22 protein-coding genes are annotated in these 21997 nt (G+C 74.6%); 13 read left to right on the top strand and 9 right to left on the bottom strand.

The annotated features are described in order from the left end of the window. Nucleotides 1–86: 86 nt before the first annotated feature. Nucleotides 87–1295, bottom strand: coding sequence for a lytic transglycosylase domain-containing protein (locus OCU29_RS09215; protein WP_261819675.1), 1209 nt, complete (start codon nt 1293–1295; stop codon nt 87–89). A 309-nt stretch (nt 1296–1604) separates the two neighbouring features. Here OCU29_RS09215 and hemL point away from each other — a divergent pair, with 309 nt between their 5' ends. The 6 genes from hemL to ccsB are packed head-to-tail and all read left to right on the top strand — an operon-like array spanning nt 1605 to nt 7569. Further along, nucleotides 1605–2939 (top strand): glutamate-1-semialdehyde 2,1-aminomutase, encoded by a 1335-nt coding sequence (gene hemL, locus OCU29_RS09210; protein ID WP_261819674.1) that lies wholly within the window; start codon nt 1605–1607, stop codon nt 2937–2939. Continuing rightward, on the top strand, nt 2936–3616 hold the full coding sequence (locus tag OCU29_RS09205) for a histidine phosphatase family protein (RefSeq protein WP_261819673.1): 681 nt from the start codon (nt 2936–2938) through the stop codon (nt 3614–3616). The genes hemL and OCU29_RS09205 overlap by 4 nt, the downstream gene beginning before the upstream one ends. Next, nucleotides 3613–4209, top strand: a complete 597-nt coding sequence (locus OCU29_RS09200; protein WP_261819672.1) for a TlpA disulfide reductase family protein — start codon at nt 3613–3615, stop codon at nt 4207–4209. The genes OCU29_RS09205 and OCU29_RS09200 overlap by 4 nt, the downstream gene beginning before the upstream one ends. After that, entirely contained in the window at nt 4206–4961 is a 756-nt protein-coding gene (locus OCU29_RS09195) for a cytochrome c biogenesis CcdA family protein (protein ID WP_261819671.1), read from the top strand. The genes OCU29_RS09200 and OCU29_RS09195 overlap by 4 nt, the downstream gene beginning before the upstream one ends. Then, the gene (locus tag OCU29_RS09190) at nt 4958–6547 is read left to right on the top strand and encodes a cytochrome c biogenesis protein ResB (protein ID WP_261819670.1); all 1590 of its coding nucleotides are present in this window, start codon (nt 4958–4960) and stop codon (nt 6545–6547) included. Before OCU29_RS09195 ends, OCU29_RS09190 begins: the two co-directional genes overlap by 4 nt. Then, the gene (ccsB, locus tag OCU29_RS09185) at nt 6544–7569 is read left to right on the top strand and encodes a c-type cytochrome biogenesis protein CcsB (RefSeq protein ID WP_261819669.1); all 1026 of its coding nucleotides are present in this window, start codon (nt 6544–6546) and stop codon (nt 7567–7569) included. Before OCU29_RS09190 ends, ccsB begins: the two co-directional genes overlap by 4 nt. Nucleotides 7570–7719: 150 nt before the next feature. Here the strand turns inward: ccsB and OCU29_RS09180 are convergent, their stop codons facing one another. After that, on the bottom strand, nt 7720–7947 hold the full coding sequence (locus tag OCU29_RS09180; protein WP_261819668.1) for a hypothetical protein: 228 nt from the start codon (nt 7945–7947) through the stop codon (nt 7720–7722). Nucleotides 7948–7991: 44 nt separating this feature from the next. Here OCU29_RS09180 and OCU29_RS09175 point away from each other — a divergent pair, with 44 nt between their 5' ends. Continuing rightward, nucleotides 7992–8252, top strand: a complete 261-nt coding sequence (locus tag OCU29_RS09175; RefSeq protein WP_179614446.1) for a DUF4229 domain-containing protein — start codon at nt 7992–7994, stop codon at nt 8250–8252. A 3-nt stretch (nt 8253–8255) separates the two neighbouring features. Here OCU29_RS09175 and OCU29_RS09170 read toward each other — a convergent pair whose 3' ends face one another. The 3 genes from OCU29_RS09170 to OCU29_RS09160 all read right to left on the bottom strand — a co-directional run bounded on the left by OCU29_RS09170 (nt 8256) and on the right by OCU29_RS09160 (nt 10683). Then, complete coding sequence (locus OCU29_RS09170) at nt 8256–8390, bottom strand: hypothetical protein (RefSeq protein ID WP_258017105.1); 135 nt, start codon at nt 8388–8390, stop codon at nt 8256–8258. 104 nt (nt 8391–8494) lie between these two features. Further along, nucleotides 8495–9367 carry a 1,4-dihydroxy-2-naphthoate polyprenyltransferase gene (locus OCU29_RS09165; protein ID WP_261819667.1) on the bottom strand — a complete coding sequence of 291 codons (873 nt, stop codon included), beginning with the start codon at nt 9365–9367 and terminating at the stop codon, nt 8495–8497. Nucleotides 9368–9396: 29 nt separating this feature from the next. Further along, on the bottom strand, nt 9397–10683 hold the full coding sequence (locus OCU29_RS09160; protein WP_261819666.1) for an MFS transporter: 1287 nt from the start codon (nt 10681–10683) through the stop codon (nt 9397–9399). A gap of 36 nt (nt 10684–10719) precedes the next feature. On the opposite strand from OCU29_RS09160, the gene OCU29_RS09155 reads away from it, so the two are divergent. Genes OCU29_RS09155 through OCU29_RS09140 form a run of 4 tightly spaced genes read left to right on the top strand, consistent with a single transcriptional unit; the run spans nt 10720 to nt 16265 of the window. Then, nucleotides 10720–11766, top strand: coding sequence for an AMP-binding protein (locus tag OCU29_RS09155; protein ID WP_261819665.1), 1047 nt, complete (start codon nt 10720–10722; stop codon nt 11764–11766). Beyond that, the gene (locus OCU29_RS09150; protein WP_261819664.1) at nt 11766–12737 is read left to right on the top strand and encodes an o-succinylbenzoate synthase; all 972 of its coding nucleotides are present in this window, start codon (nt 11766–11768) and stop codon (nt 12735–12737) included. Before OCU29_RS09155 ends, OCU29_RS09150 begins: the two co-directional genes overlap by 1 nt. Then, nucleotides 12730–14364 carry a 2-succinyl-5-enolpyruvyl-6-hydroxy-3-cyclohexene-1-carboxylic-acid synthase gene (gene menD / locus OCU29_RS09145; RefSeq protein WP_261819663.1) on the top strand — a complete coding sequence of 545 codons (1635 nt, stop codon included), beginning with the start codon at nt 12730–12732 and terminating at the stop codon, nt 14362–14364. Before OCU29_RS09150 ends, menD begins: the two co-directional genes overlap by 8 nt. A 38-nt stretch (nt 14365–14402) precedes the next feature. Further along, nucleotides 14403–16265: a Na+/H+ antiporter gene (locus tag OCU29_RS09140; protein ID WP_261819662.1), complete on the top strand. Its 1863-nt coding sequence runs from the start codon at nt 14403–14405 to the stop codon at nt 16263–16265. An 18-nt stretch (nt 16266–16283) separates the two neighbouring features. On the opposite strand, the gene OCU29_RS09135 is transcribed toward OCU29_RS09140, so the two are convergent. Beyond that, nucleotides 16284–17510 (bottom strand): cytochrome P450, encoded by a 1227-nt coding sequence (locus OCU29_RS09135; protein ID WP_261819661.1) that lies wholly within the window; start codon nt 17508–17510, stop codon nt 16284–16286. Continuing rightward, entirely contained in the window at nt 17507–18004 is a 498-nt protein-coding gene (locus OCU29_RS09130; protein ID WP_306799015.1) for a GNAT family N-acetyltransferase, read from the bottom strand. Before OCU29_RS09130 ends, OCU29_RS09135 begins: the two co-directional genes overlap by 4 nt. Before the next feature lie 66 nt (nt 18005–18070). Between OCU29_RS09130 and OCU29_RS09125 the strand changes: the two genes are divergently transcribed. Continuing rightward, nucleotides 18071–18715, top strand: a complete 645-nt coding sequence (locus tag OCU29_RS09125; RefSeq protein ID WP_261819660.1) for an MBL fold metallo-hydrolase — start codon at nt 18071–18073, stop codon at nt 18713–18715. Nucleotides 18716–18865: 150 nt separating this feature from the next. Here OCU29_RS09125 and OCU29_RS09120 read toward each other — a convergent pair whose 3' ends face one another. Then, nucleotides 18866–20161, bottom strand: coding sequence for an isochorismate synthase MenF (locus OCU29_RS09120; protein ID WP_261819659.1), 1296 nt, complete (start codon nt 20159–20161; stop codon nt 18866–18868). Between the two features lie 94 nt (nt 20162–20255). Beyond that, nucleotides 20256–21137 carry a L,D-transpeptidase family protein gene (locus OCU29_RS09115; protein ID WP_261819658.1) on the bottom strand — a complete coding sequence of 294 codons (882 nt, stop codon included), beginning with the start codon at nt 21135–21137 and terminating at the stop codon, nt 20256–20258. A 128-nt stretch (nt 21138–21265) separates the two neighbouring features. Between OCU29_RS09115 and OCU29_RS09110 the strand changes: the two genes are divergently transcribed. After that, nucleotides 21266–21955, top strand: a complete 690-nt coding sequence (locus tag OCU29_RS09110; protein WP_179614436.1) for a demethylmenaquinone methyltransferase — start codon at nt 21266–21268, stop codon at nt 21953–21955. The last annotated feature ends 42 nt before the right edge of the window (nt 21956–21997 follow it).

The following is a 21997-nucleotide window of genomic DNA, read 5'->3' as shown; positions in this document are numbered from 1 at the left end:
TGTAGCCCACGGCGCCCCCGCCGTAGAAGGTGGCGGCGTCGGGCTCGTTGATGGCCCCTCGCACGTGGTAGTGGGGGTGGGGGGGGCTACTTGCCCATGTAGTCCTTCACGCACTTGTCGAAGGGGTCGTTGCTGCTCAGGATGTTGTCGACGTAGCCGTCGAGGGTGCACTGCAGCACCGCCTGGGCGTAGCCGAGCACCTCGTCGACGACCGAGACGCTGGTCGAGGGCAGGGCCGGCAGCGTCGGGGTGGGCGCGCCGGGGATGCCCAGGCCGCCGCCGGAGCCGCCGTTGCCGCCGCCGACCGGGCCGCTGGGCTCGGCGGGGGAGGTGGGCTCGGGCTCGGGAGCCGGCTCGGAGGAGCCGCCGCCGGGAGGTGTGGCCGGCTGCTGCTGGCCGCCCTGCTGCGGGCTCTTGGTGGGCTTGGGCGGCTTGGGCGGGGTGTACGACGGGTCGGGCGCGAAGGTGGCGGCGGCCAGGGTGTTGGTGGGCACCGAGGTGTAGTCGCCGGACATGTAGGCGTCCATGATCGAGAGGACCAGGTCGACGTACTCGGTGGAGTTGTTGTAGCGGAAGACCGCCTTCTCCTGGCCCGCCGTGGTCGACAGGTCGTCCTCGCCGGAGCAGAGGTAGACGGCCGAGCCGAGCGCGGCGTCGTCGATGTCCTGGGGGTTGCGCTGGCCGTCGCCGTCGGCGTCGACGCCCACGACCGACCAGGTCGAGGGGATGAACTGCATCGGGCCGATGGCCCGGTCGAAGGTGGTGTCCTTGTCGAACTGGCCGGCGTCGGTGTCGCGGATCAGCGCGGTGCCGCGCTTGCCGTTGAGGGCGATGCCGTAGATGCCGGGGCGGGCGACGCCCTCGTCGTCGAGCACGTTGCCGCCGTAGCGGCCGTGGTCGGACTCGACGCGACCGATCGCCGCGACCAGCTGCCAGGTGATGTTGCAGGACTTGTCGGCCTCGTTGATGACCGTCTCGGCGCGCTGGTAGGCGGCCAGGGCGGCGGAGGGGATGTCGGCGTTGGAGGCGGTGGCCACGACGCGCTGGGCGTTCTTGCCGCGCAGGCCGGCGGCGACGACGTCGCCGGTCGACACGCTCGCGGGGGCCTCGATCGCCTCGGTCGGCACGCTGCTGCCGTCGGGCAGCGCGGAGACCTCGGGGGCCTCGACCTCCTCGGAGGCGTTGACCGTCGCGGGGGAGACCCCGACCAGGCTGGCGGTCACTGCCGCCGACAGCAGACCGAGCGGCACCAGGGCCGTCGCCTTCTGCAGGCGTCCCAAACGCTGTGCGGACATCGAGTCTTCTCCCCTTGGTTCTGCCGGTGGATCTGCTGATGGGCCGTGCTCCCTCAAGCACTCTGTGACCGACCTAACGATCCTCCCATACCGACGTTACGGGCACTGCCGTTCGCCGGAGGTGGGCCGGGAGGCCCGCGGCCCCCCGGTCCTCCACCATGCCCCCAGGTCAGCGGGCACAAACCAGCGTCCCGGACCGGCGCACGGCGTCGGGGGCCGCGCGTGGGCCGCAGTGGGCTGGACCACCCCCGCCCCGGCGCGGGCGGGCACCGGCGTGACGGGCTTGTGGGGCATGAGGACAATGGCCGGGTGAGCCAAGGTCTGCAGCCCGTGACGACCGACGCCTCGGCGGAGATGTTCCGCCGGGCCCACCGCGTGACCCCCGGTGGGGTGAACTCGCCGGTGCGCGCGTTCAACGCCGTCGGCGGCACCCCCCGCTTCATCCGCTCCGCGCAGGGCGCGTGGCTGCACGACGTCGACGGCAACGCCTACGTCGACCTGATCTGCTCGTGGGGCCCGATGCTGATGGGCCACGCCCACCCCGAGGTGCTCGAGGCGGTGCAGGCGGCGGTCGCGCGCGGCACGTCGTACGGCACCCCGACCGAGCCGGAGGTGGAGCTGGCCGAGGAGATCGTCGAGCGCACCTCGGTCGAGAAGGTCCGCTTCGTCTCCTCCGGCACCGAGGCCACCATGTCGGCGATCCGCCTGGCGCGCGGCTTCACCGGCCGTGACGTCGTGGTGAAGTTCGCCGGCTGCTACCACGGCCACGTCGACGCGCTGCTGGCCTCGGCCGGCTCGGGGCTGGCCACCTTCGCGGTGCCCGGCACCCCCGGCGTGCCGGCGTCCTCGACGGAGCTGACGCTGGTGCTGCCCTACAACGACCGGGCCGCGGTCGAGGCGGTCTTCGCCGAGCACGGCGACCGGATCGCCTGCCTGGTCACCGAGGCCGCCCCCGGCAACATGGGCGTGGTGCCGCCGGAGCCGGGCTTCAACGAGTTCCTGGCCGCGACCTGCGCGCGCCACGGCGCGCTGTTCGTCAGCGACGAGGTGATGACCGGCTTCCGGGCCTCGCGGCAGGGCCAGTGGGGCCTCGACGGGGCGGTCGAGGGCTGGCGCCCCGACCTGGTGACCTTCGGCAAGGTGATGGGCGGCGGCTTCCCGGCCGCGGCCTTCGGCGGTCGCGCCGACGTGATGGGCCACCTCTCGCCGGAGGGGCCGGTCTACCAGGCCGGCACGCTGTCGGGGAACCCCGTCGCCACCACCGCCGGCCTGGCCACGCTGCGGCTGGCCACCCCCGAGGTCTACGACCACCTGAACCGCACCGGCGAGACCATCAAGACCGCCGCCGCCGAGGCCCTCACGGCCGCCGGCGTCGCGCACACGATCCAGTCGACCGGCACCATGTTCTCCGTCTTCCTCGCCGAGGGCCCGGTGCGCGACTTCGACGACGCCTCGCGCACCGACACCGCGGCGTACGGCGCCTTCTTCCACGCCATGCTCGAGCGCGGTGTCTACCTGCCGCCCTCGGCGTACGAGGCCTGGTTCCTCTCCGCCGCCCACGACGACCGCGCCGTGCAGACCGTGCTCGACGCGCTGCCCGAGGCCGCCCGCGCGGCCGCCGCGACCGAGAGGCCCCAGCGATGACCGGCACCCCCGACACGATCGTCCACCTGCTGCGCCACGGCGAGGTGCACAACCCCGAGGGCGTGCTCTACGGCCGCCGCGACGGCTTCCACCTCTCCGACCTGGGCCGGCGGATGGCCGACCGCGTCGCCGAGCAGATCGGGCACCGCGACATCGTGCACGTGCGCTCCTCGCCGCTGGAGCGCGCCCAGGAGACCGGCCGCCCGCTCGCCGCGGCGCTCGGGCTCGACATCGTCACCGACGAGCGGGTCATCGAGTCGGCCAACGTCTTCGAGGGCGAGCAGTTCGGCCCCGGCAAGAACGCGCTGAAGAAGCCGTCGACCTGGCGGCACCTGTGGAACCCGTTCAAGCCGTCGTGGGGCGAGCCCTACAAGGAGATCGTCGAGCGGATGATGGCCGCGGTGCACGAGGCCCGCGAGGCGGCCACCGGCCACGAGGCCGTGCTGGTCTCCCACCAGCTGCCGATCTGGACGACCCGCCTGGCCGCCGAGGGCCGCTCCTTCCTGCACGACCCCCGCAAGCGCCAGTGCACGCTGTGCTCGCTGACCTCCTTCCACTTCGTCGGCGAGCGGCTCGCGCAGGTCTCGTACTCCGAGCCCGCGGGCGACCTGATCCCCACCGGGGACCGCTCCGCGCCGTTTTCGGCAGGCGGGGCCCCGGAGGAGAAGCGGCCTTGACCCCTCGCCCCCGCCGGGCCGCCCTCGCGGCGGCCCTGCTGCTGCCGCTCGCCGGCTGCTCGTCGCTGGCCGGCACCAACGACGCCGGCTACGTGCCCGGCGACGGCCAGGTCGTCGAGTACGAGGTCGGCGACCGCGAGGGCCCCATCGAGCTCTCCGGCGAGACCGTCGACGGCGGCCGCTACGACCTCGCCGAGCAGCGCGGCAAGGCGGTCGTGGTCAACGTGTGGTGGAGCGGCTGCGGGCCGTGCATCAAGGAGATGCCGATGCTCACCGAGGCCGCCGACGAGCTCGGCAACGACGTCGCCTTCGTCGGGATCAACATCCGCGACAACTCCGCGGCCGACGCGCAGGTCTTCGAGGACCGGCTCGGCGTCGACTACCCCTCGATCTACGCCCCCGACGGGCAGGCCCTGCTGGCCTTCCCCGGGCGCACCTCGCCCAAGGCGACCCCCTCGACGCTCGTGCTGGACCCCGAGGGCCGGGTGGCGTCGGTGATCAGCGGGGAGATCCCGTCGAAGACGACGCTGCTGACCCTGGTCGAGTCGGCCCAGGAGACGGCCCAGGAGTCGGGCCAGGAGTCGGGCCAGTGACCGACTGGCTCCAGCAGACCGCCTCGTCGGGCTCGCTGGCCCTCGCGGTGCCCGTGGCCGTGCTGGCCGGGCTGGTCTCGTTCTTCAGCCCCTGCGTGCTGCCGCTGCTGCCGGGCTACTTCTCCTACGCCACCGGCCTCTCGGGCGCCGACATCGCCGAGGGCCGCGGCAGCCGCGGCCGGATGGTCGCCGGCTCCGTGCTGTTCGTGGCCGGCTTCGGCGCGGTCTTCGTGACGCTCGGGGCGCTGGCGGGCTCGGTGAGCACCTGGCTACGCGTCAACCAGTCGACGCTGAGCTTCTGGCTGGGGCTGTTCACGATCGTGCTGGGCCTGACCTTCGTCGGGCTCGTCCCGTGGCTGCAGCGCGACCTGCGGGTGCACAAGGTGCCCGCGGTGGGCCTGGGCGCCGCCCCGGTGCTCGGCTTCCTCTTCGGCCTGGGCTGGACCCCCTGCATCGGCCCGACGCTGGGCGTGATCCTCGGGCTCGGCTACAGCGAGGGCACCGCCGGGCGCTCCGCGCTGCTGCTGGCCTTCTACACCCTGGGCCTCGGCGTGCCCTTCGTGCTCGCCGGGCTGCTGTGGCGCCGCGCCCTGGGCGCCTTCGCCTGGGTGCGCCGCCACCAGGCGTGGGTGACCCGCGCCGGCGGAGTGATGATGGTGGCGGTCGGGGTGCTGCTGGTCACCGGCTGGTGGGACTACGCGGTGACCTGGTTGCAGGGCGAGCTGGTCTCCGACTTCGAGGTGGCGATATGACCGACGCTCCTCCCGAGGTGCGCCCCGAGGGCCGCCGTACCGCCGGCGAGCTGACCCCGCGCGAGCTGGGCCGCTGGGCCTGGCGCCAGCTGACCTCGATGCGCACCGCGCTGATCCTGCTGCTGCTCCTGGCCCTGGCCGCCGTGCCGGGCTCGATCGTGCCGCAGCAGGGCGTCGACGCCCTCGCCGCGTCGCGCTGGCGCGAGGACCACCCGCGCCTGACCCCGGTCTACGAGTGGCTCGACCTCTTCGACGTCTACGGCTCGGTCTGGTTCGCGGCCATCTACGTGCTGCTGATGGTCAGCCTGGTGGGCTGCATCATCCCGCGCACCCTCGTCTACGCCCGCAACATCCGGGCGGTCCCGCCCGCGGCGCCGCGCAACCTGACCCGGCTGCCCGACCACGCGTCGTACGACAGCGACGAGGGGGTCGAGGAGGTCCTCGAGCAGGCGCGCGCCGAGCTGCGCCGCCGCCGCTACCGGTTGCGCCCCGCGGACCCCGACGGCCCCGGGGCCGGCGCCGTCTCCGCGGAGCGCGGCTACCTGCGCGAGGTCGGCAACCTGGTCTTCCACCTCTCGATCATCGTGGTGCTGGTGGGCTTCGCGATGGGCAGCCTGCTCGGGTACAAGGGCGGCGTGATCGTGCTGGTCGGCAACGGCTTCTCCAACAACCTGACCCAGTACGACGACTTCGTGCCCGGCTCCGCGTTCTCCGCCGACGAGATGGAGCCGTTCTCCTTCGACGTCGAGGACTTCGAGGTCGAGTGGCTCACCGAGGGCCGCGCCCAGGGCCAGGCCCGCAACTTCGTGGCCCAGCTGCGCTACCGCGAGGAGCCCGGCGCCGAGGAGCGGGACTACGCCCTGCGGGTCAACCACCCGCTGCAGATCGGCGACTCCGAGGTCTTCCTCGTCGGCCACGGCTACGCACCGGTGATCACGGTGCGCGACGCCGAGGGGAAGGTGGTGGCCAGCGGGCCGCGGATCTTCCTGCCCCAGGACCAGAGCTTCCTGTCCTTCGGCGTCATCAAGGCGCCCGCCGCCGAGCCCGACGGCCTCGGCCTCGAGGGGCTGTTCTACCCGACGTTCGTCAACATCGGCGGCGACCCGGTCAACGTCATGGGCGACACCCTCAACCCGGCGATCTCGATGCTGGTCTACCGCGGCGACCTGGGTCTCGACGACGGCACCTCGCAGTCGGTCTACATCCTCGAGAAGGACGGCACCGAGCAGGTGACGAAGGCCGACGGCAGCCCGCTGCGCGTCGACCTGCAGGTCGGGGCCACCCAGGAGCTGCCCGACGGGCTCGGCAGCGTCACGTTCGAGGGCGTCCAGCCGTGGGTGCGGGTGCAGGTCAGCCAGAGCCCCGGCAAGGTCGTGGCGCTCGTCGGCGTCGTGGCCGCCCTGCTCGGGCTGCTCGGGAGCCTGTTCATCCGGCCCCGCCGGGTCTGGGTGCGGGCGCGTCGCGAGGACGGGCGCACCGTGGTCGAGCTGGCCGCCCTGGACCGCTCCGGCGGCGGGGACGTGGCGTTGGTGCTCGCCGATATCGTGGAGGCGCTGCGACCCGCGGCGCAGAAGGAGCTGAGATGACCGACCCGTCCTGGGAGGCGTTGAGCCAGCAGGCCGTCGCCGCCGCCGGTGCCGTCTACTTCCTGGCGATGCTGTCGCACCTGGTGGAGTGGAGCCTGCTGCGCAAGGTGCCTGCCTCGGCCGAGGTCGCCCGCGTCTCGGCCGGTGCGGGTGGCGCCGTGGCCGCCGACGAGGCGGCGCCCACCGCCGGCCCCACCTCCGGCGACGTCGACGACGCCCACGAGCGCCGGGTGCTGATGGCCGGCCGCCTCGGGCTGCTGCTGACCTGGCTGGGCGCCGGCGTCCACCTGGTCGCCCTCGTGGGGCGCGGCATGGCCGCCGACCCCAACCGGGTGCCGTGGGGCAACATGTACGAGTTCACGCTCTCGGGCACGTTCGTGGTCGCCGCGCTCTACCTGGCCACCCGCCGCCGCTTCGGCCTCGGCTGGATGGCCCCCATCGTCGTCTCCACCGTGCTGGTGCTGATGATGGTCGCCGAGATCTGGCTCTACGCCCCGGTCTCGCCGCTCACCGAGGCGCTGAACTCGCCCTGGCTGGTCATCCACGTCGTCTCCGCCGTGATCGCCACCGGCGCCTTCACCCTCGGCGGGATCACCTCGGTGCTCTACCTGCTCAAGGAGCGCGCCCAGGCCAAGCACCCCGAGCGCACCACCGGCTACCTCGCCCGGGTGCCCGCACCCGCCGTGCTCGACCGGGTCTCCTACCGCATGCACGCCTTCGGCTTCCCGGTGTGGACCTTCGCGGTGCTCATCACCGGCCCGATCTGGGCGCACGAGGCGTGGGCGTCGTACTGGAACTGGGACCCCAAGGAGGTCTGGGCCTTCATCACCTGGGTCGTGTACGCCGCCTACCTGCACGCCCGCTCGACGGCCGGCTTCAAGGGCCGCAACGCCGCGATCATCGCCCTCGTCGGCCTGGCCACCCTGTGGTTCAACTTCATCGGGATCAACTTCTTCTCCAGCAGCTCCCAGCACTCCTACGCCGACGCCTCCAGCGCCGTCGTCTCCCCGCTCGAGCGCTGAGGCCGGCCGAGCAGTCACTTTCGAACCACCCACCGGTCACTTTCGAACCACCCACCGGTCACTTCTGCACCACCCAGCGGTCGCCGGGCGAGCGGGCGTGGTCCGCGACTGACTGGTCGATGGTGCAGAAGTGACCGCTCGGCCGGGCTGTCAGGTGGTGGGGGTGTCGGGGTCCTCGGGGTGGCGGCGCTTGCGCTCGAGGTCGCGCAGGAAGTCCTCGTCGTCGTCGGGGGCGACCATCCGCGGCTTCGGCTTGGGGCCGGGCAGCGGGCGGCGTACGCCCTGGGAGCCGCCGCCGGGCAGCCGACGCTGCATCAGGCGGATGGCCAGGTAGGTGACGACCGCGACGAACGCCACGACCAGCAGGAACTTCAGCACCCCTCCAATGTAGGCGCTCCCCGGTGACGACCTACCCTGGAGGGGTGAAGGAGTTCGCCGTCTACACCGCCCTGCGCATCCTGCTCTTCCTCGCCTCGCTGGGCGTGGTGAGCGGTCTCTGGCTGCTCGTGGCCGGTGAGGCCAACCTGCTCGGGGTCTTCGTGATCGCCTTCGTGCTCAGCGGGATCGGGTCCTACTTCCTGCTCAACGGCCCCCGCGAGGCGCTGGCGCGGCGCGTCGACGCCCGGGCCCGCGCGGCCGGGCAGCGCTTCGAGGAGCGCAAGGCGCGCGAGGACGTCGACTGAGGCTCAGCGCTTCCGGCGGTTCAGGTGCCGGTCGACCCGGCTCGAGGACTGGCCCAGCACCTTGCCCAGCAGCACGCTGCGCATGCGCCAGGCGGCGACGACGGCCACGATCACGAGGATGAGCAGCAGGAACTTCATGCCCCGAGCCTAGCCCGGTCGCCGTGGCGCGGGTGCCGGTCATCGACCGCTCGGTGGTTCAAGAGTGACCGGTCGCTGGTTCGAAAGTGACTGCTCGGCTGGCATCAGCGGACGAGCAGCGGCGCGGCGACCAGCACCGACCAGACCAGCTCGGCCGAGCCGGTGGCCTGCAGCACCGGGACGAGCCCCGGGCCGGTGGCGCCGCCGCCGACCACGCGCAGGCCCGGCAGGGCCGCGACCAGGAAGCCGAGGCCCAGCAGCGCCCACCAGGTCGTCAGCGCGGCCACGCCGAGCACGGCCAGCGCGGCGACCGCGACCAGGGCGGCGTACAGGGTGCGGGTGCGGGGGTCGCCGAGCAGCACCGCGAGGGTGCGCTTGCCGGCGAGGGTGTCGGTGGGGATGTCGCGCAGGTTGTTGACCACGAGGATCGCGCAGGCCAGGGCGCCGATGCCGACCGAGGCGGCCAGGGCGGCGGGCTCGAAGGTCTCGGTCTGCACGTAGGTGGTGCCGACGACCGCGACGAGGCCGAAGAAGACGAAGACCATCACCTCGCCCAGGCCCAGGTAGCCGTAGGGCCTGTCACCGCCGGTGTAGAACCAGGCGGCCAGCACGCTCACGGCGCCGACGGCGACCAGCCACCACGCGGTGGTGGCGGCGAGCACCAGGCCGGCCGCGGCCGCCACCGCGAAGGCAGCGAAGGCGGCGCGCTTGACCGCGGGCGCCGTGGCGGCGCCGGAGCCGACCAGGCGCATCGGGCCGACCCGGTCGTCGTCGGTGCCGCGCACGCCGTCGGAGTAGTCGTTGGCGTAGTTGACGCCGACCTGCAGCGCGAGGCTGACCACCAGGGCCAGCAGCGCCTTCCACCACACCGGCTGGTCGACGTACGCCGCGACGCCGGTGCCGGCGAGCACGGGGGCGACGGCGGCGGGCAGGGTGCGGGGGCGCGCACCGGCGAGCCACTGAGCGGGAGCGGTCACCGGACGATTCAACACCGCCCGCGCGGCCCTCAGCGGGCCGGGTCGAGCTCGTGGCGCTCGAGGAAGCGCTGCGCCATCCGCGCCGAGGGGTGGATGGCCACGGCGGCGACCAGGATGATCGCGGCGATCACCAGCCAGCCCTCGGTGCCCCAGCTCAGCGCCAGCCACGTGTAGGCGGCCGGGGCCCAGACGAACCCGAGGGTGCCGCCGAGGTTGCCGGCGCCCTGGTACTCGCCGCGGCGGTCGGGGTCGGACAGCTCGGACTCGAAGGCCCAGCTCGCCGCGGAGAGGAACAGCTCGGCGAAGGTGACCACGATGTGCCCGGCCCACATCAGCATGATCGTCTGCCAGCCGAGGGTGTCGCGGGTGACCATGGTGATGACGCACGCCATGACGAAGAACGCGCTGCTGATCCTGGCCGCCCGCAGCGCGGTCGGCAGGCCGCGCACCGTGCGGGCCACGGCCATCGGCAGCACGATGCACATCAGCGTGTTGGTGGCGAAGAGCGCCGCCAGCAGCACCCTGGGCGCGTCGGTCTCCGACATCAACCACAGCGGGATGACCGTGTGCAGCAGCACCTGGTTGGTCATCAGGACGCCGCTGAAGAACGAGGTGAGCAGGTAGCCGGGGTTGCGCAGGGCGCTCGGGACGGCCCGCGGGGCGTCCGCCTCGTCGACGGCGGCGGCGATCGCGGTCTCCAGCGGCGAGGGGCGCTCCTTGTGCGGGGCCTTCGGCAGCCGGGCGATCCAGTAGCCGTTGACCAGGCTCAGGGCCGCGGTCAGCAGCGGCAGCGCGGTGAGCAGGGTGTTGTGCTCGACGGCGAGCGCCATGAAGCCCACGCCCGCCCCGACGGTGAAGCCGAGATTGGTGGCGGCGTACATGTAGGCCTGCGAGCCGATCCGCTCGGCGCGCGGCAGCACGTCGAGCACGTAGGCGCCCCGGGCGGCGCCGCCGGTCGAGTTGACCACCTCGAGCACCACGCTGACGACCAGGAACGCCACGAAGCCGTCGATCCAGGGCCAGGTGGCGTACGCCGCCGCGGTGCCGACCGCGCCGATCGCCCACAGCCGCTGCGGGCCGATCCGGTCCGCCAGCTTGCCCGCCGGCACCGCGACCAGGAACGAGGCGACGCCCGCGACGGTGATGCCGACGCCGACCTGGGTCGGTGACAGGCCGACGACCCCCAGGAAGAAGGCGGCGCTGGCGGTGATGAACGCCCCGTCGCCGACCGCGAAGAGCACCGACTGGACCGACAGCTTGCCGGCCAGCGGGGTCGGCGGGACGAACTGGTCGAGGACGGCGGGGCGGGTCGGCACCGGAGGATGAGACCACGCCGGGCTAGCGTTCGTCGCATGGATATCGACCCCGGTGGCCCACGTCACGCGGTGGCGTCGCTGCGGGCCTGGTTGGGCTCCGTGGAGGAGCCCGCGCCGTGGGTCGTCGAGACGTCCGGCTCGACCGGGCGGCCCAAGCGGGTGCTGCTGCCCCGGGCCGCGGTGCTGGCCTCGGTGGAGGCCTCGGCGCGCCGCCTCGGGGCCACGGGCGCGTGGGTGCTTGCGCTCCCGGCGTCGTACGTCGCGGGGGTGCAGGTGGTCGCCCGGTCGCTGGTGGCCGGCCACGACCCGGTGCTGCTCGAGGAGCACGGCTCGCTCGCGGCCGCCGTCGCCGCGCTGCCCGCCGGGGTCGACGGCTTCGTCTCGCTGGTGCCGACCCAGCTGCACCGCGCGCTCGGCGACCGCGGCGACTCCGGCGACGCCGCGGCCCTGGCCTCGCTGCACACGGTGCTGCTGGGCGGCGGCCCCATCGACGCGTCGCTGCGCGAGCGCGCGGCGCGGGCGGGGGTGCGCGTGGTGGCGACGTACGGCTCGGCCGAGACAGCGGGCGGCTGCGTCTACGACGGCGTGCCGCTCGACGGAGTCGGGCTCGCGCTCGGCCCCGACGGGCGCATCCGGCTCGCCGGGCCGACCCTCTTCGCGGGGTACGACGGCGACCCGGCGCTGACCGCCGAGGTGCTGGTCGACGGGTGGTTCCTCACCTCCGACGCCGGTCGTCTCGACGACGACGGCAGGCTCCAGGTGCTCGGCCGGCTCGACGACGTCGTGGTCACCGGCGGCGTCAACGTGCCCGCCCCCGCGGTCGCCGCCCGGCTGCGCGAGCACCCGCGTGTCGAGGCCGCCGAGGTGCTGGGCGTGCCCGACGAGGAGTGGGGCCGGCGCCTGGTCGCGCTCGTGGTCGGCACCGACGGCCCGGTGCCGCTCGACGAGCTGCGCGCCTGGGTCGCCGACGCGCACCCGCGCTCCTGGGCGCCGCGCCACGTGGTCGACCTCCACGCCCTGCCGCTGCTCGCCAACGGCAAGCCCGACCGGGTCGCCCTGCAGGCCCTGGCCGAGGGAGCCTGATGGCCGGGCTGCAGGTCTTCTCGATCCCGATGCGCACCCGCTTCCGCGGCATCACCGTGCGCGAGGGCGTGCTGCTGCACGGCCCCGGCGGGTGGGGCGAGTGGTCGCCCTTCCTGGAGTACGACGACGCCGTCGCCGAGCCCTGGCTGCGCTGCGCCGAGGAGGCCGCCGCCGGTGACTGGCCGGCACCGCTGCGCGACCTGGTCCCGGTGAACGTGACCGTGCCGGCCGTCGACGCCGCGAGCGCCCACGAGATCGTGCGCCGCGGTGGCTGCCGCACCGCGAAGGTCAAGGTCGCCGAGCCGGGGCAGGGCGAGGCCGACGACCTGGCGCGGCTCGAGGCGGTGCGCGCCGCGCTCGACGCCGGCGGGCCTGGCGGCCGGGTGCGCATCGACGTCAACGGGCTCTGGGACGTCGACACCGCCGTGGCGTCGATCCCGCGCTACGACCGCGCCGCCGGCGGGCTCGAGTACGTCGAGCAGCCCTGCGCCGCGGTCGAGGACCTGGCGCTCGTACGCCGCCGCATCGACGTGCCGGTCGCCGCCGACGAGTCGATCCGCCGCGCCGCGGACCCCTACCGGGTGCGCGACCTCGAGGCCGCCGACATCGCCGTGCTCAAGGTGCAGCCGCTGGGCGGGGTGCGCGCCTGCCTGCGCATCGCCGAGGACATCGGCCTGCCCGTGGTGGTCTCCTCCGCGCTGGAGAGCTCGGTCGGGATCGCGGCCGGGGTCGCGCTGGCGGCCGCGCTGCCCGAGCTGCCGCACGCGTGCGGGCTGGCCACCGTGCAGCTGCTCACCGACGACGTGGCCACCCAGCCGCTGCTGCCCGTCGACGGGGCGCTGCGGGTCGCTCGCCCCGCGGTCGCACCGGCCGCCCTGGGGCGGCTGGCCGCCGACCCCGGGCGGGTCGCGCACTGGGAGGCGCGGCTGGCCCGGGTGCGCGGGGTGCGGGAGGATCGGCGCCGTGGCTGAGCCCGACGAGAACGACGCGACCCGCACCGCCCGCGCGGTGGTCGTGGCGCTGCTCGGCGCCGGGGTGCGCGAGGTGGTCGTCGCGCCCGGCTCGCGCAACGCGCCGCTGTCCTTCGCGGTCTGGGACGCCGCCGCCGCGGGGCTGCTGCGCCTGCACACCCGCATCGACGAGCGCTCCGCCGCGTTCCTGGCGCTCGGCCTCTCCCGCACCGGCGCGCCGGCCGCGGTCGTGAGCACCTCCGGCACCGCCGTGGCCAACCTGCACCCCGCGGTGCTCGAGGCCGCGCACGCCGGGGTGCCGCTGGTCGTGGTCACCGCCGACCGCCCCGCCCGGCTCTCGGGCACCGGCGCCAACCAGACCACCGAGCAGGTCGGGGTCTTCGGCCCGCTGGTCGAGACCCGCGACGTCGGCGCCGACCGGCCACCCGGCTGGCTCGCGCTGTGGCTCGAGGACGGGCCGGTGCACCTCAACGTGCGCCTCGACGAGCCGCTGCTGCCCGCCGGCCCCTGGGTGCTCGACGCCGACGAGCGGGCGGCCGTGACCGGCTCCGACCCCCAGGAGCGCTCCGGACCCCGCTGGCCCACCACCGACGCCCCCATCGACCCGGGCCCGCGCACCGTGGTGGTCGCCGGCGACGACGCCGGGCCGCCGCCCCGGCTGCTGGCGCAGGCGGCCGGGTGGCCGCTGCTGGCCGAGCCGTCCAGCGGCTCGCGCACCGGCTCCCACGCCCTGCGCGCCTACCGCCTGCTGCTCGAGACCGACCTGGGCCGCAGCATCGAGCGGGTCGTCGTGGCCGGGCACCCCACGCTCAGCCGGCCCGTGACCCGGCTGCTGGGCCGCGACGGCGTCGAGGTGCTGGCGGCCCCGGCCCGGGGCGTGTGGGCGGCCCGTCCCTTCGCCGTCGACGTCGAGCTCCCCGGCGCCGCGCCGCACCCCGACCAGCAGGCCACCGACCCCGGCTGGCTCGCGGCCTGGGTCGAGGCCGACCGCGCGGTCTCCCGCCGGCTCGACGCGCTGCTGGGCGCCGAGCCCGGCCTCACGCCGTACGACGTCGCGGGCGCGGTGGCGCGCGCCCTGCCGCCCGAGGGGCTGCTGCACGTGGGCGCCTCGAGCCCGATCCGCGACCTCGACCTGATGGTGCACGGCTGGCAGGTCGGCGCGCGCCGCAAGGTCGTGGCCAACCGGGGGTTGTCGGGCATCGACGGGGTCGTCTCGACCGCGATCGGCGCCGCCCTCGGACGTCCGTCGAGCAGCCGGGCCTTCGCGCTGGTCGGTGACGTGACGTTCCTGCACGACGCCAACGGGCTGGTGCTGGGCCCCGACGAGCCCGAGCCGGACCTGACGATCGTGGTGGTCAACGACGACGGCGGCTCGATCTTCTCGATGCTCGAGCAGGGCGCGCCCGCCCACGCCGACCGCTTCGAGCGGCTCTTCGCCACCCCGCACCGCGTCGACCTGGCCAGCCTGTGCGCGGCCACCCGCACCCCCCACTGGCGCGTCGAGAGCCTGCCCGAGCTCGAGCAGGCGCTGGCCTCGCCCAACGGCGGCATCGAGGTGGTCGAGGCCCGGGTGCGCCGCGACGACCGCCGGGCCCTCGACGAGCGGATCCGCGCGCTGCGCCCCTGAACCGAGCGTGGCCACCGCCCACCTGGGAGGATCTCCGGGTGGAGATCGCCCTGCTGCTCATCGCCCTGGCGCTCACCGTGCTCGTGGTCACCGCGGTGGCCGACCGGATCGAGGTGCCCGCGCCGCTGGTGCTGATCGTGGTGGGAGTGGCCGGGTCCTACCTCCCGGGCGTCCCCGAGATCACCCTCTCGCCCGAGGTGGTGCTGGTCGGGCTGCTGCCGCCGCTGCTCTACGCCGCGGCCATCCAGACGTCGCTGGTCGACTTCAACGCCAACCGGCGCTCGATCCTGCTGCTCTCGGTGGGGCTGGTCGTCTTCACCACCGTCGGGGTCGGGGTGCTGGTGCACGCCCTGCTGCCCGACATCGGCTGGCCCGCCGCGCTGGCGATCGGCGCCGTCGTCGCACCTCCCGACGCGGTCGCGGCGACCGCGGTGGGTCGGCGCATCGGCCTGCCGCGCCGCATCGTGACCATCCTCGAGGGCGAGTCGCTCTTCAACGACGCGACCGCCCTGGTCTCGCTGCGCACCGCCATCGCCGCCGGCGGCGCCGGCATCACCGCGGTGGGCGTGGGGCTCGACTTCGCGCTCGCCGCGGGCGGTGGCGTGGCCGTGGGGGCGCTGCTCTACCTGGTCATCGGCTGGGTACGCCGCCGCGTCGAGGACCCGCTCACCGACACCGCGATCTCGCTGGTCACCCCGTTCACGGCGTACGTCCTGGCCGAGGAGATCCAGGCCTCGGGCGTCATCGCGGTGGTCGTGGCCGGGCTGCTGCTGGGCCACCGGTCCCCGGTCCTGCAGACCGCCTCGTCGCGGATCGCGGAGCGGATGAACTGGCGCACCATCGCCTTCGTCCTCGAGAACGTCGTCTTCCTGCTCATCGGCCTGCAGGCCGCCCGCCTGGTCGAGGACGTCGGCCGCGGCGGGGTCGGCTGGGGCCGGGTGCTGCTGGTCTGCGGCGCCACCCTGGTCGCGGTGATCGTGCTGCGCGTCGTGTGGGTCTTCGGGGCCCGCTACGTGCTGCTGCGCCCCAGCGACGACGGGGCGACCCGGGTCAAGCCGTCGTGGCAGAACACGCTGCTGGTCGGCTGGGCCGGGATGCGCGGGGTCGTCACCCTGGCCGCCGCCTTCGTCATCCCCTCCGACGTCGAGCACCGCGAGGTGCTGCTGATGGTCGCGTTCACCGTCGTGGCCGGCACCCTGCTGCTCCAGGGGCTGACGCTGCCGTGGCTGGCCCGCCGGCTGCGGGTGCGGGCGCCGGACCCGATGGACGACGCCCTGGCGCGCGCGACCCTGCTGCAGCAGGCCTCCAAGGCCGGCTTCGCGGCGCTGGAGGAGCAGGAGTACGACGACCCCCACGGCGTCGTCGAGCTGATCCGCCAGCGCGTCGACCAGCGCAACTTCGCCGCCTGGGAGCGGCTGGGCACCACCCCGGGCCTGGAGACCCCCAGCGAGCTCTACGCCCGCGTGCGGCTGGCGATGATCGACGCCGAGCGCGAGCGGGTGCTCGAGATCCGTAGCTCGGGGCGCGTCGACTCCGTGGTGGTCGCCGAGGTGCTGGCGATGCTCGACGTCGAGGAGTCGCTGATCGACCGGGTGCTGCCCCAGCACGAGCAGGACGAGCCCGTGGGGCTGCGCGCCGCGACCCGAGACGAGTGCGAGCACCTGACCGCGACGTCGGTCGTGGAGACCAGCGACGCGGGCGTGTGCGTCGACTGCCTCGAGGCCGGCACCTCCTGGGTGGCGCTGCGCCAGTGCCTGGCGTGCGGCCACCTGGCCTGCTGCGACTCCTCACCGGCCCAGCACGCCTCCGCGCACTTCCGCGACACCGGCCACCCGGTCATGCAGTCGGCCGAGCCCGGCGAGCACTGGCGCTGGTGCTTCGTGCACCACCTCGCCACCTGAGGCCGACCTCCGGGGGGATCAGGTGGGCGTGAAGCGCAGCGGGAACGAGACCGCGCCGGTGTTGCCCGACGCGGGCAGCCACTCGCCGGGGCCGTCGCACTCCGCGTCGGGCATCCGGGCGGCCAGCAGCGGCAGCGCCACGGCCATGTCGACGCGGGCGACGTAGTGGCCCAGGCAGTGGTGGATGCCGGCACCGAAGCCGGTGTGCGGCGGCCGCTCGCCGCGGGCCGCGGCCTCGAGGTCGAGCCCCGTCGTCGTCATCGCGGCCGGGTCGGTGCCGGCCGCGTGGGAGAGCACCTGCACGACCCCGCCGGCGGGCACCACCAGCCCGTCACCGAGGTCGACGTCCTCGAGCGCCTCGCGGGTCACCCAGGTGACGGTGGGGTCGACCCGCATCACCTCCTCGACGCAGGCCGCGCCGAGGTCGGGCCGGGCGGCCAGCAGCCGCCACTGGTCGGGGTGGCGCAGCAGGGTGCGCACCGCGAGCCCGATCTGGTTGCGGGTGGTCTCCATGCCGGCGAAGACCAGGAAGACCAGGGCCACCGACAGCTCGTGGTCGCTCAGCCCGACCGTGCCCTCGGGCGGGGCGTCGGCGGCCTGCACCAGGGTGGTGAGGAAGTCGTCGCGCGGCGCCGTCCGGCGCTCGGCGACCACGTCGGCGAGGTAGCCGCTGAGCCCGTCGAGCGCGGCCTCGATGCGCGGCACCTGCGCGGCCACGTCGGTCGAGAACGATGCGCCCAGATCGTCGGCCCAGTGCGCGACCTGCGGCCAGTGGTCCTCGTCGAGGCCGAGCAGGCGGCAGATGATGCGGGCGGCGTACGGCTCGGCGAACTCCCCGACCAGCTCGACCCGGCCGCGGGCGGCGAAGCCGTCGACCAGCTCGTCGGCCAGCGCCGTGAAGGAGGGACGCATCGCCTCGATCGAGCGCTTGCGGAAGGCGGGCAGCAGCAGCCGCCGCACCCGGTCGTGGTCGTCGCCCTCGAGGCTGAGCAGGGTCTCGGCCCACCAGTCGTGGAAGAGCCCGGAGCGGATGCCGTTCTGCTCGGGCCAGCGCGCGTTGCCCTGCACGAAGCGCCGGTCGCGCAGCAGCGCCGCCCCCTCGCGGTGGCGCAGCACTGCGGCGCCGTACGGCGTGCGCGCCCACCAGGAGCGCTCGCGCGCGGCGTGCACCGCCTCGCCGTTGGTGTCGAACGCCGGGTCGGCCAGGTCGAGCCAGGGCACCTCGGCGGCGCCGTGGGCGCTCACCGGCGCACCATCCGCAGGTGCCGGCCGTGGTCGTCGGAGTCGTCGACCGCCCCGTCGAGCACGAAGCCGTGCCGCTCGTAGAAGCCGGTGGCGCGCTCGTTCCCGGCCAGCACCCACAGGTACGCCGCCCGGTCGCCGACCGCCGCCTCCAGCAGCCGGTGCCCCAGCCCGGTGCCCCAGCAGCGGGCCCGCACGTAGAGCGCGGTGAGCTCGAGCCCGGGCAGGGCCGGGTCGTCGTCGCGGGCCGGCAGGGCCGAGGCGAAGCCGACCAGCCCGCTCGCGTCCTCGGCCAGCCACACCACGGGGGCATCCGGCGCCTGCGCGCGGGCCGTCAGGATCTCGCGCCACATCTCGACCCGCTCGGGCAGCGCGGCGCGGCGCTCCTCGAGCAGCCGCTGGGGCATTAGCCCGGTGTAGGCGTCGTCCCAGGCGTCGACGTGCAGGCCGCCCAGCGCCTCGGCGTCGGCGACGGTCGCGGCGCGCAAGGAGGTCACCGCAGCATCGTAGGCAGCGTCGCCGGTGTCGCCGTCGCCGACGGCGGCGCGGCTACGGTGGACGGCATGCGGATCACCAAGTTCGGCCACTCCTGTGTGCGCGTCGAGCACGGCGGCACCGCGCTGGTGCTCGACCCCGGCGCCTTCACCCCCGACGCGGCCCAGGCCGTCGACGGCGCGGCCGGGGTGCTGGTCACCCACGAGCACGCCGACCACTGGACCGCCGACGCGCTGCGGGCCGCCGACGCCCCGATCTGGACCATCGCGGCGGTCGCCGAGCAGATCCGCGAGCAGGCCCCGGACCTGGCCGAGCGGGTCACCGTGGTCGCGCCGGGCCAGTCCCTCGAGGTCGCCGGCCTCCCGGTGCAGGTGGTGGGGGAGAAGCACGCGGTGATCCACCCCGAGCTGCCGCACTTCGACAACTCCGGCTACGTGCTGACCTGCGGCGACCAGCGGGTCTACCACCCCGGCGACGCCCTCACCGGCCCCGGCGAGCCGGTCGACGTGCTGCTGGCCCCCGTCTGCGCCCCCTGGATGGCGGTCGCCGACGGCATCGAGTTCGCCCGCTCCGTGGCCGCCCCGCGGGTGCTCGCCATCCACGACAAGGTCTACTCCGACCTGGCCCTGGGCATCGTCGACCAGCACTTCGGCCGCTTCCTGGGCCAGGACGGCCTGGAGTTCGTCCGCCGCCCCGACGGCGCCGACCTCTAGCCGACCCGGCCCAAATCTCACGCCGACCCGGCCCAAATCTCGCGCTGACCCGGCTCGAATCTCGCGCTGACCCGGCCCGGACCAGCCTGAGCAGGTTCGGGCCGGCTCGACGCGAAGTTCGCGCCGGGTCGGGGTGAGATGTGCGCCGGGTCAGCCGGAGAGGGAGTCGCGCACCGGCACGAACTTGGCCTGCGCCTCGGCGAGCTCGGCCTCCGGGTCGGAGTCGGCGACGATGCCGCAGCCGGCGAAGAGCCGCACGCTGCGGCCCTCGACCGAGCCGGAGCGCAGGGCGATGCCCCACTCGCCGTCGCCGCTGGCGTCCATCCACCCGACGGGACCGGCGTAGCGACCCCGGTCCATCCGCTCGATCTCGGTGATCAGGTCGGTGGCCGCGGCGGTGGGGGTGCCGCCGACGGCCGCCGAGGGGTGCAGCGCCTCGGCGAGGTCGAGGGAGGAGACGGTCTGCGCGTCGTGCACCACCCCGGCCACGTCGGTGGCCAGGTGCATGACGTTGGGCAGGTGCAGCACGAACGGGGCCTCGGGCACGTTCATCGAGGAGCAGTGCGGCTCGAGGGAGTCGGCGACCGAGCGCACGGCGTACTCGTGCTCCTCGAGGTCCTTCGACGAGCGGGCCAGGGTGGCGGCCAGCGCCAGGTCGCGCTCGTCGTCGCCGGTGCGGCGGATGGTGCCGGCCAGCACCCGCGAGGTCACCAGCCCGCGCTCGCGGCGCACCAGCATCTCGGGGGTCGCGCCGAACATGCCGTCGACATGGAAGGTCCAGCACATCGGGTACGCCGCCGCGAGACGCTGCAGCGGCCACCGGACGTCGACGTCCTCGTCGGCCGTGGCCACCAGGTCGCGCGCCAGCACGACCTTCTCGAGGTCGCCGCCACCGATGCGAGCCACCGCGTCGGCGACCGCCGACATCCACTCCTCGGAGTTCAGCGAGCCGTCGGCGAAGGTGATGCCGGCCGGGGCGTCGGGGGCCGCGGCGGGGGAGAGGTGCGAGTCGAGCGGCTCGATGCTGCCGCGGCCCACGACCGTCACCCAGGCGCGGTCGCCGCGGCGGCCCACCGCGACCGAGGGCACCTGGAGCACCGAATGGCCGGGCTCGTCGGCGAAGGCGAACGTGCCGAAGCAGACCAGGCCGGTGCCGGGCTCCTCGACCTCGTCGCGCACCACCGCGCGGGCGGTGGTCTCCTCCCACCACTTCGCGGCGTCGCTGAAGCGGGCCGGGCCCTGGGTGCGCACGACGGCGGCGCACCCCCAGCCGACCAGGCCCTCGCCGCGGCGCAGCCAGCTGACCGGGTGATCGGACGGCAGGAGGTCGAGCAGCGAGCCCAGGGCGTCGAGGCGGGCGACGTCGACGGCCACGGTGCGCGCCACCAGGGGTGCCTCCACGGCCGAGGGGGCGCCCTGGCTCCCGGGGCTCGCGCTGGTCGTCACGGGGTCGAGGGTACTCAGCGCCCGGCGCCGACCCGAGCCCGCGTGGGCGACCTCACGCGGGCCGAGTCCGTGCGCCACGGGTCGTGGGGCGGCCTCAGCTGCGGTGCACCACGACCCGGTCGCCGACGCTCACCTGGTCGTAGATGGCGGCGAGGGCGTCGTAGTCGCGGATGTTGACGCAGCCGTGCGAGGCGCCGGCGTAGCCGAGGGCGGCGAAGTCGGAGGAGTAGTGCACGGCCTGGCCGCCGGAGAAGAACATCGAGAACGGCATCGCGGATCCGTAGAGGTTCGAGACGTGGTCGCGGTCCATGCGCAGCACCGAGAAGAGGCCCTCGCGGGTGGGGGTGGCGGCGCCGCCGAAGCGCGCGTCGAGGGTGGCGCGCACCTGGCCGTCGACGACGAGGGACAGCGTGGCGGTGGTCTTGTCGATGCACAGCGCGGTGCCGACCAGGCACCGCGGGTCCAGCGCCGCTGCGGACGCCGCGACCACGCGCTCGGGGTGCAGCTCGTCGGTGGTCGGCTGGCGGGTCATCGCCAGCAGCCGATCGAGGGTGCGTCGGTCGACCTCGCCGGTCACCGGGATCTCGCGCTTGGCCTGGAAGCCGCGCACCGAGGCGACCGTGACGTCGCCGTAGAAGCCGGTCACCCCGGCCGAGAACCAGCCGATCTGGGCGAGCCGGGCCTGCAGGTCGCGCACGTCCTCGCCCTGCCCGCCGGGGCCCATCAGCGCCGGGCCGGGCACCATCGCCGGCTCGATCGGCGCGGGGGCGGGTGCCACCGGCTGCCGGACGGGCCGGGCCGGCCGCGCCGGGCGGGCCGGGGCCCGGACCGGTGCGGGGTCGGCCGCCACCGCGGGCGCCCGGCCCACGGCGTCGTCGCCGAGCCAGCGCTCCTGGGCCAGCCCGGCGCCGTACGCCGTCGCGGGCAGCAGGAGCGCGAGCACGAGCAGGAGCGCGAAGCGGGTCAGGTGCGTCATCAGGAGGTCCTCGTCGGGTGCAGCGGGACGGCCGGGGCCGTCGGGTCTCACCAGGGAGACGCACGGGCGCGGCGGTTGGTTGCGTGCCGCCGGTGAGCGGCTTCGGCACCGGCCTCTACGCTGCGCCTGTGGCCCGTGCAGACCTGGACAAGCAGCCGACCGACGTACGACGCATGTTCGACGCCGTCGCCAAGCGCTACGACGTGACCAACGACGTGCTCTCCCTGGGCCAGGACCGGCGCTGGCGCACCGAGGTCCTCGAGGCCGTGGCCCCGGTGCCGGGCGAGCGGATCCTCGACCTGGCGGCCGGCACCGGCACCTCCAGCGCGCCCTTCCACGACCGCGGCGCCACCGTGGTGCCCTGCGACTTCTCGCTGGGCATGCTGCGCGTGGGCAAGCAGGCGCGCCCGCACCTGCCCTTCACCGCCGGCGACGGCACCCGCCTGCCCTTCGCCGACGACACCTTCGACGCGGTCACGATCTCCTTCGGGCTGCGCAACATCGTCGACCCGGCGGCCGGCCTGGCCGAGATGCGCCGCGTGACCCGGCCCGGCGGGCGCCTGGTGGTCTGCGAGTTCAGCCACCCGACCTGGTCGCCGTTCCGCACCCTGTACGTCGAGTACCTGATGAAGGCGCTGCCGCCGGTGGCCCGCGCGGTCTCGTCGTCGCCCGACGCCTACGTCTACCTCGCCGAGTCGATCCGCGCCTGGCCCGACCAGGCCGGGCTGGCCGACCTCGTCGCCGGGGCCGGCTGGAGCGGCGTGGAGTGGAAGAACCTCTCGGGTGGCATCGTCGCCCTGCACCGCGCGACCGCCTGAGCGCGCGCCGGAGTCCCCCTCGAATTAAGTAACACTGACGTG

The organism is Nocardioides sp. OK12, from assembly GCF_024341885.1.
GTDB classification, from domain to species: domain Bacteria; phylum Actinomycetota; class Actinomycetes; order Propionibacteriales; family Nocardioidaceae; genus Nocardioides; species Nocardioides marinisabuli.
Note: the sequence above shows the minus strand (reverse complement) of the source record. Positions and strands in the feature narration are given on the sequence as shown.

What these genes read in the sequence shown, in the direction of transcription:
- OCU29_RS09215 (WP_261819675.1), bottom strand. Translation starts at nt 1,295, where the DNA reads ATGTCCGCACAGCGTTTGGGACGCCTGCAGAAGGCGACGGCCCTGGTG.
- OCU29_RS09205 (WP_261819673.1), top strand. Translation starts at nt 2,936, where the DNA reads ATGACCGGCACCCCCGACACGATCGTCCACCTGCTGCGCCACGGCGAG.
- OCU29_RS09190 (WP_261819670.1), top strand. Translation starts at nt 4,958, where the DNA reads ATGACCGACGCTCCTCCCGAGGTGCGCCCCGAGGGCCGCCGTACCGCC.
- ccsB (WP_261819669.1), top strand. Translation starts at nt 6,544, where the DNA reads ATGACCGACCCGTCCTGGGAGGCGTTGAGCCAGCAGGCCGTCGCCGCC.
- OCU29_RS09170 (WP_258017105.1), bottom strand. Translation starts at nt 8,390, where the DNA reads ATGAAGTTCCTGCTGCTCATCCTCGTGATCGTGGCCGTCGTCGCCGCC.
- OCU29_RS09155 (WP_261819665.1), top strand. Translation starts at nt 10,720, where the DNA reads ATGGATATCGACCCCGGTGGCCCACGTCACGCGGTGGCGTCGCTGCGG.
- OCU29_RS09150 (WP_261819664.1), top strand. Translation starts at nt 11,766, where the DNA reads ATGGCCGGGCTGCAGGTCTTCTCGATCCCGATGCGCACCCGCTTCCGC.
- OCU29_RS09125 (WP_261819660.1), top strand. Translation starts at nt 18,071, where the DNA reads ATGCGGATCACCAAGTTCGGCCACTCCTGTGTGCGCGTCGAGCACGGC.
- OCU29_RS09115 (WP_261819658.1), bottom strand. Translation starts at nt 21,137, where the DNA reads ATGACGCACCTGACCCGCTTCGCGCTCCTGCTCGTGCTCGCGCTCCTG.